At 59.7% G+C, this 11,835-nt stretch carries 12 protein-coding genes; 2 read left to right on the forward strand and 10 right to left on the reverse strand.

Features of this window, described 5'->3' with window-relative positions:
• Positions 1-8: 8 nt before the first annotated feature.
• The 3 genes from IPJ12_08585 to scpA are packed head-to-tail and all read right to left on the reverse strand — an operon-like array spanning position 9 to position 4,746.
• A complete protein-coding gene (locus IPJ12_08585) occupies positions 9-1,544 on the reverse strand; it encodes an acyl-CoA carboxylase subunit beta (GenBank protein MBK7647199.1) in 1,536 nt (511 codons plus the stop codon).
• 34 nt (positions 1,545-1,578) lie between these two features.
• Entirely contained in the window at positions 1,579-2,589 is a 1,011-nt protein-coding gene (gene meaB / locus IPJ12_08590; GenBank protein MBK7647200.1) for a methylmalonyl Co-A mutase-associated GTPase MeaB, read from the reverse strand.
• A 6-nt stretch (positions 2,590-2,595) separates the two neighbouring features.
• Positions 2,596-4,746, reverse strand: a complete 2,151-nt coding sequence (scpA, locus tag IPJ12_08595) for a methylmalonyl-CoA mutase (GenBank protein ID MBK7647201.1) — start codon at positions 4,744-4,746, stop codon at positions 2,596-2,598.
• Between the two features lie 165 nt (positions 4,747-4,911).
• Here scpA and IPJ12_08600 point away from each other — a divergent pair, with 165 nt between their 5' ends.
• Together IPJ12_08600 and IPJ12_08605 are read left to right on the forward strand one after the other, a co-directional pair.
• On the forward strand, positions 4,912-5,580 hold the full coding sequence (locus IPJ12_08600; GenBank protein ID MBK7647202.1) for a GntR family transcriptional regulator: 669 nt from the start codon (positions 4,912-4,914) through the stop codon (positions 5,578-5,580).
• 181 nt (positions 5,581-5,761) lie between these two features.
• Positions 5,762-6,538, forward strand: coding sequence for an enoyl-CoA hydratase/isomerase family protein (locus IPJ12_08605; protein ID MBK7647203.1), 777 nt, complete (start codon positions 5,762-5,764; stop codon positions 6,536-6,538).
• Positions 6,539-6,549: 11 nt separating this feature from the next.
• Here the strand turns inward: IPJ12_08605 and IPJ12_08610 are convergent, their stop codons facing one another.
• Genes IPJ12_08610 through mdcC form a run of 7 tightly spaced genes read right to left on the reverse strand, consistent with a single transcriptional unit; the run spans position 6,550 to position 11,835 of the window.
• Positions 6,550-7,356, reverse strand: coding sequence for a sulfite exporter TauE/SafE family protein (locus IPJ12_08610; protein ID MBK7647204.1), 807 nt, complete (start codon positions 7,354-7,356; stop codon positions 6,550-6,552).
• A 42-nt stretch (positions 7,357-7,398) separates the two neighbouring features.
• Positions 7,399-8,343 carry a malonate decarboxylase subunit epsilon gene (mdcH, locus tag IPJ12_08615; GenBank protein ID MBK7647205.1) on the reverse strand — a complete coding sequence of 315 codons (945 nt, stop codon included), beginning with the start codon at positions 8,341-8,343 and terminating at the stop codon, positions 7,399-7,401.
• Position 8,344: 1 nt separating this feature from the next.
• The gene (mdcB, locus tag IPJ12_08620; protein MBK7647206.1) at positions 8,345-9,238 is read right to left on the reverse strand and encodes a triphosphoribosyl-dephospho-CoA synthase MdcB; all 894 of its coding nucleotides are present in this window, start codon (positions 9,236-9,238) and stop codon (positions 8,345-8,347) included.
• A complete protein-coding gene (mdcG, locus tag IPJ12_08625; protein ID MBK7647207.1) occupies positions 9,231-9,899 on the reverse strand; it encodes a malonate decarboxylase holo-[acyl-carrier-protein] synthase in 669 nt (222 codons plus the stop codon). The genes mdcB and mdcG overlap by 8 nt, the downstream gene beginning before the upstream one ends.
• Positions 9,900-9,902: 3 nt before the next feature.
• Positions 9,903-10,625 (reverse strand): biotin-independent malonate decarboxylase subunit gamma, encoded by a 723-nt coding sequence (mdcE, locus tag IPJ12_08630; GenBank protein MBK7647208.1) that lies wholly within the window; start codon positions 10,623-10,625, stop codon positions 9,903-9,905.
• Positions 10,622-11,524: a biotin-independent malonate decarboxylase subunit beta gene (locus tag IPJ12_08635; GenBank protein ID MBK7647209.1), complete on the reverse strand. Its 903-nt coding sequence runs from the start codon at positions 11,522-11,524 to the stop codon at positions 10,622-10,624. The genes mdcE and IPJ12_08635 overlap by 4 nt, the downstream gene beginning before the upstream one ends.
• Positions 11,521-11,835, reverse strand: coding sequence for a malonate decarboxylase acyl carrier protein (gene mdcC / locus IPJ12_08640; protein ID MBK7647210.1), 315 nt, complete (start codon positions 11,833-11,835; stop codon positions 11,521-11,523). Before mdcC ends, IPJ12_08635 begins: the two co-directional genes overlap by 4 nt.

Below are 11,835 nucleotides of genomic sequence, written 5' to 3' on the forward strand. Positions count from 1 at the left end.
CCTGACGCTTACAGAGGAATGTTGCCGTGCTTGCGCCACGGGTTGTCGAGTTTCTTGTCGCGCAGCATGGCCAGCGAACGGGCGATGCGCTTGCGGGTTGCATGCGGCATGATGACATCGTCGATGAAGCCACGGGCTCCTGCCACAAACGGATTGGCGAATTTTTCCTTGTACTCGGCTTCGCGCTCGGCCAACTTGGCCGGATCGTTCTTTTCCTCGCGGAAAATGATTTCAACAGCACCCTTCGGCCCCATGACCGCGATTTCAGCGGATGGCCAGGCAATATTGACATCGCCACGCAAGTGCTTGGAGGACATCACATCATAGGCACCACCGTAAGCCTTGCGGGTGATGATCGTAACCTTCGGCACAGTGCATTCGGCGTAGGCGTAGAGCAGCTTGGCGCCATGTTTGATAATGCCGCCGTACTCCTGAGTCGTGCCCGGCATGAAGCCCGGGACATCAACGAAGGTGACCACCGGAATATTGAAGGCATCGCAAAAGCGGACGAAGCGGGCAGCCTTGATCGAGGACTTGATGTCCAGACAGCCGGCCAGAACCAGCGGTTGGTTGGCAATGATACCGACCGGATGACCATCCACACGACCAAAACCAATGATGATGTTTTTGGCGTAATCAGGCTGTACTTCGAAGAAGTCATTGTCGTCAACCACTTTGACGATCAGTTCCTTCATGTCGTACGCCTTGTTGGCGTTGTCCGGCACCAGCGTGTCCAGCGAATAGTCCATACGATCTACTGGATCGTTGGTCGGCGTGACCGGCGGCTTTTCGCGGTTGTTGGCTGGCAGGAAGTTCATGAAACGGCGCAGCATGGAGAGGGCTTCGACATCGTTTTCGAAGGCCAGATCGGCCACACCTGACTTGCTGGTATGGGTCACGGCACCGCCGAGTTCTTCGGCCGTCACATCTTCGTGAGTCACGGTTTTGACGACTTCCGGGCCGGTCACGAACATGTAGGACGAGTCCTTGACCATGAAAATGAAGTCAGTCATCGACGGCGAATAAACGGCACCACCGGCACAGGGTCCCATGATCATGGAAATCTGCGGCACGACGCCAGAGGCCATCACGTTACGCTGGAATACGTCGGCGTAGCCGCCCAGAGAGGCGACGCCCTCCTGAATACGGGCACCACCCGAATCGTTCAAGCCGATGACCGGCGCGCCAACCTTCATGGCATGGTCCATCACCTTGCAGATCTTCTCGGCATGGGTTTCGGACAGCGAGCCACCGAAAACCGTGAAGTCCTGCGAGAAGACAAAAACCAGTCGACCGTTGATGGTCCCGTAACCAATGACGACACCGTCACCCGGTATCTTTTCTGCCTGATCCATACCAAAGTCAGTACAACGGTGCTCCTTGAACAGATCCCATTCCTCAAAGGAGTCCGGATCGAGCAATAGTTCAAGACGTTCCCGGGCGGTCAATTTGCCCTTTTTGTGCTGGCTGTCGATACGCTTCTGGCCACCGCCGAGGCGGGCCATTTCACGCTTTTTTTCCAGCTGACGGATGATGTCGTGCATAAAAACTCCCTAAATGGTTCGGGTAATTTGGAATTCAGTGTTTCAAATAGTCGAGCAGCGCATAGGCCGCCGCTGCCGGCGTTGTATGGCCCTGCTCGACGGAGCTGGTAAGCGCAGGCAAATTCTCCTGCACCCGCTTGTGGTGACGAAAGTGCTGGCGCAAGCCGGAGTCAATCAACTGCCACATCCAGCTTAACGCCTGATGCTGGCGCTTGGCGGCAAACTCGCCGGTTGGCTTCAGCGCAAGCTGATATTTCTCGACCTGTTCCCAGAATTCGACAATGCCTTCCTTGTGCAACGCGCTCAAGGCGATGACCGGCGGCGCCCAGTTCGGCGAAGCGGGGCGCAGCATATGCAGCGCATTTTTCCATTGTGCGCGGACCACAGCGGTTGCTCGCGGGTCAATATCGGCCTTGTTGATAACCACCAGATCAGCGATCTCAACGATGCCTTTCTTGATCGCCTGCAGGTCGTCTCCGGCATTCGGCAATTGCAGCAGGCAAAACATGTCGACCATGCCGGCCACCGTGGTTTCCGATTGGCCGACGCCCACAGTTTCGACAATGATCACGTCGAATCCGGCTGCTTCGCAGAGCAGCATGGCCTCGCGTGTTTTCTCGGCAACGCCACCCAGCGAACCAGCCGACGGGCTGGGGCGAATGAACGCCTCTTCGCGCTGGCAAAGTAATTCCATGCGCGTCTTGTCACCCAGAATTGAACCACCGGAGACCGAAGACGATGGATCAACCGCCAGAACGGCCAGTTTTTTGCCCCGCTCGATCAGCCAGACGCCCAACGCTTCGATGAAGGTGGATTTGCCAGCCCCCGGAACGCCGGAAATGCCAATGCGCACTGCGTTACCCGTCTTCGGCAACAATGCGGTCAGTACCTGCTGAGCCCTTTGCTGGTGATCAGCGCGGGTCGACTCAATGAGCGTGATCGCCTTGGCAAGCGAACGCCGCTGACCGGCCAGTACGCCATCGACCAGCGCTTGATCCGCCCCCGAAGAAAGGTGAGCCAGCACAGGAGCTTCGCCCAGATTCATCCAGAATTAACCGCGCGCCTTGCGGATCTCTTCCAGCACCCGAACAGCAGAATCCTCGATCCGGGTACCGGGTCCGAATATCGCCTTGGCACCAGCGTTGTAGAGATAATCGTAGTCCTGAGCCGGGATGACACCGCCGGCAAAAACGATGATGTCGTCAGCACCCTGAGCCTTGAGGGAGTTCACCAATTCGGGGAGCAGCGTTTTATGTCCGGCCGCCAGTGACGAAACGCCGATGGCATGAACGTCATTCTCGATGGCCTGACGCGCAGCCTCTTCCGGCGTCTGGAACAAGGGTCCCATGTCAATATCGAACCCTAGGTCAGCAAAGGCAGTGGCCACGACCTTGGCGCCACGATCATGGCCATCCTGACCCAGTTTGGCGATCATGATGCGCGGGCGACGACCTTCTTCTTCCGCAAACTTGGCGACATCGGCCTTGATGGTTTCCCAGCTTTCCTGACCTTCCACAACACCTCCGTAAACACCCGAAATGGTCTGGTTATTGGCGCGGAAACGACCAAAGATCTTTTCCAGTGCATCAGATACTTCACCGACCGTGGCGCGCAAACGCATGGCCTTGACGGTCAGGTCGAGCAGATTCCCTTCGCCGGTTTCGGCGGCCTTGGTCAATGCATCAAGCGCGGCCTGGACCGCCACGGAATCGCGGGTGGCGCGAATCTGCTTGAGACGGGCGACCTGGGAGTCACGCACGGCATGGTTGTCGATATCGAGGATGTCTATCGCGTCTTCCTTGGCCAGCTTGTACTTGTTGACGCCAACGATGACGTCCTTGCCGGAATCGATGCGCGCCTGCTTGTCGGCGGCACAGGTTTCAACCTGCATCTTGGCCCAGCCTGATTCGACGGCCTTGGTCATGCCGCCCATCGCCTCGATTTCCTCGATGATGCCCCAAGCCTTGTCGGCCATATCCTGGGTCAGCTTTTCCATCATGTAGGAACCGGCCCACGGATCAACCACGTTGGTGATATGTGTTTCTTCCTGGATGATCAATTGCGTGTTGCGGGCGATGCGCGATGAGAACTCGGTCGGCAACGCGATGGCTTCGTCGAGTGCATTGGTATGCAGCGATTGGGTGCCACCGAAGACTGCCGCCATCGCTTCGATGGTGGTGCGTACGACATTGTTGTATGGGTCCTGCTCGGTCAGCGACCAGCCGGAAGTCTGGCTGTGCGTGCGCAGCATCTTGGACTTCGGGCTCTTGGCGTTGAAGCCTGTCATGATGCGATCCCACAGCAGGCGACCGGCACGCATCTTGGCAATTTCGAGATAGAAATTCATGCCCACAGCCCAGAAGAAGGACAGGCGGCCGGCGAAAGTATCGACGTCCATACCGGAAGCGACGCCAGTGCGCACATATTCCATGCCGTCAGCCAGCGTGAAGGCCAGTTCGATGGCTTGGTTGGCACCGGCTTCCTGAATGTGATATCCGGAAATCGAGATCGAGTTGAACTTCGGCATGTGCTGCGCCGTATAGCCGAAAATGTCGGCGATGATCTTCATCGACGGCTTGGGCGGATAGATATAGGTATTCCGCACCATGAATTCTTTGAGAATGTCGTTCTGGATGGTGCCGGACAGCTTTTCCTGCGGCACACCCTGTTCTTCGGCAGCAACGATGTAGCCGGCGAGAATCGGCAGCACGGCGCCATTCATCGTCATCGACACGGAAATCTTGTCGAGCGGAATGCTGTCGAAAAGGATCTTCATGTCTTCGACTGAATCGATCGCTACGCCGGCCTTGCCTACGTCGCCGGTAACACGTGCGTTGTCGGAGTCGTAGCCACGGTGAGTAGCCAGGTCGAAAGCGACGGAAACGCCCTGACCACCTGCGGCCAGTGCCTTGCGGTAGAAGGCATTGGAAGCTTCTGCGGTTGAGAAACCTGCATACTGGCGGATCGTCCACGGCTTGACCGCATACATGGTCGGTTGCGGACCGCGCATATAAGGCGCAAAGCCGGGCAAGGTATCGGCAAATTCGAGGCCTTCGACATCAGCCTTGGTGTAAAGCGCCTTGACGGCCAGTCCTTCCGGCGTATTCCAGACCAGATTGGAGATATCACCGCCCGGCGACTGTTTCGCAGCAGCTTTTTCCCAAGCATCCAGGTTATTGGAATCAAAGAACTTTTCGGACATGACTTACCCTCGCTGATTCGATTTTTTTGAGCTTATGATGCAGAATTCAAAATTCTACGCTTTTGGGCCCATCTTGACATACCTAGGAGCGCATAATACTTTATTCATAATTATGGAGGCAAGTCGGCAATGCACCGTTTTTCGCTTTCGCATCGCACCTAGAATATGACTCGTATCGCACCCACTGCACTCTATCAAGAAGTCGCCGAGCGACTGCGCCAACGCATTTTCGCTCACGAATTGACACCAGGCACCTGGATCGACGAGCAGAAACTCGCTGAACAGTACGGCATTTCCCGTACGCCATTGCGCGAGGCACTCAAAGTGCTGGCATCCGAAGGGCTGGTCGATCTCCGGCCACGTCGAGGCTGCTATGTCACGGAAATTTCCCGACAGGATCTGGATGATATCTTCCCGCTGATAGCCATGCTGGAAGGTCGCTGCGCAGCAGAAGCGGTCAAACGCGCCAAACCAGCGGACATTGCCACCCTGAAGGCCATCCATGAACAACTTGAAGCGGCAGCGCGGGACGGTCGCATTGACGCTTTTTTCGACTCCAACCAACAGTTCCACAAAAAGATTCAGGAGCTCTCCGGCAACCGATGGCTGCTGTCGGTCATTCAGGATTTGCGCAAGGTATTGAAACTGTCGCGCATGCACTCACTCTCGCTGGAAGGGCGTCTGCAACAATCGCTGGATGAACACCGCCTCATTTTGGCAGCACTGGTCGCCGGCGATGCTGTCAAGGCGGAAAAACTGATGCACGATCACCTGTTATCCGGTCGGGAGGCTCTCGCCAAGATGCAGGACAACGCCCCCAGCAAAGCAGCCTGATCACCGCAGCGGTCGCAACGAAAGCAGCAAACCAGAGTAGCTCTCACCTCCTTCGGAGAAACTCGCATCTGGTGCTGACATGATCTTTAAAGCCTGCGCTGCAAGCTAATATCACCCTCCCAAAACAACATTGTTAAGCCCCACAAGCAAATACTTTCAATGGGCCATTTGAGATAACGCCATGAGTACTATCGATGTTTGTTGCGATGGCGAAGTCGCCACGCTCACCCTGAACAATCCGGAAAAACTCAACGCCATCAATCTGGATATGTGGAACCAGATTTTTGAAAATATGGCAAAAATCAGCGTTGACCGTAGCATTCGCTGCGTCGTCCTGCGCGGCGCCGGCACCGATGCCTTCGCTGCCGGCGGCGATCTGGAAGAATTCGTGACAGCCCGCACGACGCTCGAACAAGCCCTGCATTACCACGGCCAGGTCGCACTCGCGCTGCAAGCCATCGATCAGTGCCCGCACCCCACCGTGGCCTTGATTCAGGGCGCCTGCATTGGCGGCGGACTGGAAATTGCCGGCGTCTGTGACTTCCGGATTTGTGGCGAAAGCGCCCGCTTCGGTGCGCCGATCAATCGTCTGGGATTTTCGATGTACCCTGGCGAAATGGAAGGCTTGCTTCGACTCGCGGGCCCGGCAGTCATGAAGGAAATCCTGCTCGAAGGTCGCATTCTGAGCGCGACCGAGGCCTACGCCAAAGGACTGGTCACTCGCGTCGTTGCCGATGAGCAAACCATCGGCGAAGCCTACGCCACTGCCCGTCGAATCTGCGCCGGCGCGCCGCTGGTTGCCGGCTGGCACAAACAATGGATCAACCGCCTCCTGGACGGTCGAGCACTGAGCGACGAAGAAAAAGCGGCATCTTTCGCCTTCCTCGAAACAGAGGATTACCAGGAAGGGCTGGCTGCCTTTCTGGAAAAGCGAAAACCCGTGTTCAAGTCGCGCTAAACAAGCCCCTGTTAACCACCGTATAGGCTCCACAACATCCTGCTCGACAGCACCAGTAACAGGCTGGCAAAAATCCGTTTGAGTACATGCACCGGCAGACGATGGGCGAGACGGGCGCCAAGCGGTGCGGCCAACATGCTGGCCAGCAGGATGACGCCGAGCGCCGGCAGGTAAATGAAGCCCAGGCTGCCACTCGGCAAGCCGGGATGTGCCCAGCCATTCCAGATATAGCCGATCGTGCCGCCAATCGCGATCGGCAAGCCCACCGCAGCTGACGTCCCGATCGCGTGATGTGGCCTGACATTGCACCAGATCAGGTAAGGCACGGTGAGAGCGCCGCCACCCATGGCTGCCAGACTGGCAACAGCGCCGATGACAGTGCCGGCGATGCCCAGTCCAAGCCGCCCGGGCAGATTTCGGCTCGGCTTGGGACGGAAGTTGGCGATCATTTGCGCGGCAACAAAGATCATGAAGGCGACAAAGAAAATTGACAGTGCCCGCGACGAAATGCTCGCCGCCACCAATGCGCCAAGCAGGGTGCCGATCAATATGCCCGGCGTCAGATCGCGCATCACCGTCCACAGCACGGCCTGATGCGCGTGATGGGCGCGCAGGCTGGAGATCGACGTGAACAGTATCGTCGCGATCGAGGTGCCAAGCGCCAGATGCATGACCTCGTTGGCGGGAAAACTCTGCGAGGTAAAGATAACAGTCAGTAATGGGACGACCACTACGCCACCACCGACGCCAAGCAGGCCGGCAAAAAAACCGGCCGCAGCGCCGGTCAGCAGATATGCCGGGATGACTTCAAAGGAGATCACAGGGATTGGCGAAACGACAGAATGAGTAGGCGGTGAATTCTATCGGTTCCCGGCTTCCAACCAGCGAACGATGCCCTCACAGCTGCGAAAATCATCAGTGGCACGCACCGGAATCTCTGGCGCCAGCTCGCTGAACAGGCGAGCCAGGGCATTGCCGGGGCCGATTTCGAGCACGGCATCGGGTTGCATTTCCCGCACCGTTTGCAGGCAGGATGCCCAATTGAGTGGCGTGCTGATCTGGCGGGCCAGTGCGTCGAGCGCTGAGCTGGCCGTACGTGCCGCCGTCGCGTCGATGGCACTGAGGACGGGAAAGCTTAGGCGGCGCTCTGGCAACACACTAAGCCGTTTCTTGAAGGCGAGTGCCGCCTGACTCAGCAACGGCGTGTGCGAAGGAGTCTGCACCGCCAGATGGACCAGCCGGCTCGCTCCCGCTGCCTCGAATTGTGCAGCAACGACGGCAATGCCGGTCCGTGGTCCGGCAACGACCAGGTGCCGCGGCGCGTTGCGGATCGCCACGGCCAGCCCGGCCTGCTCGGCCAGCGTCTCGACCAATGCATCATCCAGTCCAAGCACGGCAAGCATGCCGTGCTCACCAGCTGCCGCAGCATCCATCACTGCCGCCCGTTCGGCGCACAGGGCGATGCCCTCGACCACCGTAAAGGCACCTGCCGCGCAGCAGGCCGCCATTTCTCCGAGAGAATAGCCGGCGGCGCAAATTGGCCGGGGCAGGCGATTTTGCAATTCGCCCCAGAGCAGCATTTGCTGGGCAAAGATCAGCGGTTGGGCAATTTTGTTTTTTGCCAGTTTTTCCGGGTTGACCCTGGGGCCAGCCGTTGTTTCCATGATCGTCAGACTGGGGTCGGCGATGCCGGGCAGCACCCGCAACAATGCCTCACCAAGCTCGCCATGCGCGCCAGCCTGGACTTGCTGCCAGTGCGCCGGACCTTGCCCGCCCTGGCCGCTGAAAAGAAGGGCAAGGCGCATCTCAGGTCCAGTTATCCAGTTCAGCGAGAAAGAGCGTGACGCCGAGCAGGTCAGCGCTGCCACCGGGACTCAGGCGACGGGCGATGAAATCCCGGTCGATGGCCTTGGCATGGTCGCGCCAATCGGAGGCGAAAACACCACCAGCGGCCAGGAATTCACTCGCGGCGCGCTGCCCGTAGGCCAGCCCGGACGGGCCACCACGCCACAGCAGGTTGGTGTCGTCCAGTTCGGATATCAGGGAAAACAAGGCCTGCGTTGCGGCCAGTTCGCCATCGCCATGCGCAGCCAGAACGCTGCGATAGGCTGGCAAGCCAAGCGCTAGCGCCGCCGGAAAGCCGCTCGCCGCCTCCTGACGCGCCCCGCCACTGCCATAACGCCGGGCGACAACCAGACCGTGGCTCAGCTGCGAAGCGGCTGGCGGCGAGGACAAACCATGGAGAATCTCCGCGCCCCAGTTCATCTTCACGGTCTCGCAGCAAGCAGATGCCGAAGGCTGTTCGCCATCGGCAATCAGCTGGCCAGCGGCCGCACAGAGCAGGCCAAGATTGAAAATCGCGCCGCGATGGGTGTTGACGCCCCCGGTCGCGGCCAACATGGCGCTTTCAGCGGCGATGCCGAGCGCTTGCAAAGGGGCGAAATCGGGGCCGTGCTGACCGCAAGCAGCGATGGCCGGGAAATAGGCACGCAAGGACTGCAGGCTGCGGACGAAGGTCGTGAAATCCATGTCGCCATGGCTGCCCTGGCTGCTCGGCGTGACCAGGCCGGGCTTGGGCGCCAATGCCGCTTCGCGGTACAGGCCACGAATGGCCAGCCGACCAATCCGCCGGGCTGCCGCCTTATTGATCGACAGCGGTAGCGGCGCTTGGCGACTGACCGTCGTAATGCGCTCAAGCATGGGAGCAGGCCTCGTCGAGGCTGGCCAGCAGCGACTGCATGGGAAGCAAAGCAACTTCACGCGGCCCTTTGACGAGAACACCAGCCGTCGGCTTGTCCCGATTGGCGGCGAATTCCCGCCAGGCGACGGCGCTCCCATCCGGCAAGCGAATTTCGCCATCCAGCCGACAGGGCAACTGGCTGGCGGCCAGTTGCAGCGCCAATAGCATGGCGTCGAGTTGCGCCATCGTGTCGACATCGATAATCAGATCGATATCGGATTCGGCATGGCGGTAGTCTTCACCGCTCAAAACCTCCCAAGCCAGCGAGCCAAAAACGCCGATGCGGACCGAACAGGCTGCCGCCTGGGTGGCCAGTCGGCGCAATACATTGGCCTGGCCTGGTGACAGACGCAACCAGCATTGTTCGATGGACAGCGGCGAGCGAATCTCGGCAACGGCACTACGGTCAACCTGAATGGACAGCCTTTTTCGCTGCTGCGCCAAGGGCAGGCTCAGACCGAGCAGCACGCCAGCGGCGCCGTCTGGCTGACGCGCGGCGACCAGCGGCCGGCCGCGGCCTATCCATTCGCTGGCGGCCAACCAGAATGGGTCGCCTGCTACAGCACAGGGCGTGCCAAATGCGGCGTCGCGACGCAGATATACAAGGTCATGGCGACGCATTGTTCAGGCTCCGCGCTGGTCGCTCTGAACTTCCCCGGCAATACCGGCCGCCAACAGACGGCCGCCGCGCTGCAGCGCGCTGACCATGCGCCCATCGCTGGCCGGCGCAGCCTGTCGAGCGAAAGCCAACGCGTCTTCGAGCAGCTCAGCCGATGGCATCGGCCAGATCGCCTCAATGCCGCCCATGCGCACGTAGTTCTCAGCGCCCGGGGCAAAGGTCGGCGAAGAGACGGCCAGTTCAACCAGACGCTCGTGGGCAATTTTGGTCACCCGTGACATGGCCCGCAAGTCCATGACCCGAACCTGCGCGTCAGCCAGCGCATAGGCGCGGTCGGCCATCAGGCCAAAAGACAGGAAGCCGCCGCTGACGGCATTGGCGGTGACCAGGCTGAATGAAGGATGACCCTGACGGCGGGCGAGATCAACGCAACTGGCGAGATGGGCCAGCGATCCATTGAGGCAGAGCAACTCCTGACTGCGCGATAGGGCTTGGCCGCTGGTATCGACGAGAAAAACCAGCGGTCGACCGGGATACTGCTCGATGGTGTTGAGCACGCAGTCGGCCAAGGCCAAGGCCATGCGGTGGTCGATGGCCGCCGCGTCGGTAGTGCCGAGCACGGTGACCGTACCCTGCGCCGTCTGCGCTTCGCCGGTAATCACCTGACCGTCCACGCTGACAGTGTGGCCGGCCGGAAACAGCGAATCGAGAATGTCGTTGAGGCTCATGTCGGGAGTCCTTCCTTGAGGGCGACCAGACTGTCGCGGTCTAGCATCGGCACGCTTTCCGGTTGCGCCACGCCAAGCGCGGCCCAGACCTGCAGGCCATCGCGGAAGCTGGCGTAGGCGGCGAGGCGGTTTTGCAATAATTTTTGCCGGGTACGCAACAGGGCCAGACTTGGTTCTGGCTCCGTCCAGCCGGCGAGAAATTCGGCCGCCCCGACCCGAAAAGCCGGAATGTCGTCCTCGACCAGTTCAGCGCAATCGCCCATCAGGTAGCGGTGCTTGCCACCCGTGATGCGCCAGACCAGCGCCCGGTCTTTCGAGTCGAATTCCTCGACACCGGCCACCGTTTCAATAACCTCAGGACCGGAAAGCGCCAGCCGGCCTTCCTCAGAAATGATGATGGCCGAGCACAGCTTGGCGACGATACCCATGCCACCGAAAGCGCCACAACTGCCGCCAACCAGCGCGATGACCGGCACGCCGGCAGCACGCGCTTCGAGCACGGCGCGCATGATTTCGGAAATGGCGATCAGACCGGCATTGGCTTCATGCAAACGAACGCCGCCGGAGTCAATCAGAAAAAGTACGGCAGCCGGCTTTTCCTTTGCCGCGCGGCGCAGCAGCCCGGCGATTTTGGCGCCGTGAATTTCGCCGACGGCACCGCCCATGAATTGACCTTCTTGGGCGATAACAAAAATAGGCTTTTTTTCCAGTTGACCGTAGCCAATGACTACGCCGTCGTCGAAAGCGCCGGGCAGGTCGAGTTGCGCCAGATGCGGACTGGGTTGCGACTTGGCGGGGGGCAGAATTTCGGTGAAGCTGCCGGCATCGAGCAGACCAGCAACGCGAGCGCGGGCCGTCGCTTCGAACCAGCTGCGGCGGGAGGCGAGTGACAGGCTCATTGGGCACCTCCCTGATATTCAGCCAGCGCCTGAGCCAGGCGCAGCGTGACGACGGCGGGCGTCGCCCCCATGTCGTTGATGGCAATGGCGGTCCCGCCAGCCGCATGGCTGGCGGCAAAGCTGCCGAGCACAGCCTGCCAGGTTTGGCCAAAACCGCGCGCCGAAGTCTTGATGCGGATCTGGCAGGTGGCTGGCTGTTCTCCGGTCTGGACCAGAATTTCCAGATTGCCGGAGCCGACCACCCCGCATAGCGCAGGATCGGCCGCCGGACGCACCGGCGCAGAGTCGAAACAAAAATCGAGTGTTTCCAT

Source organism: Betaproteobacteria bacterium, from assembly GCA_016709965.1.
Classification (GTDB): Bacteria; Pseudomonadota; Gammaproteobacteria; order Burkholderiales; family Rhodocyclaceae; genus Azonexus; species Azonexus amarohabitans.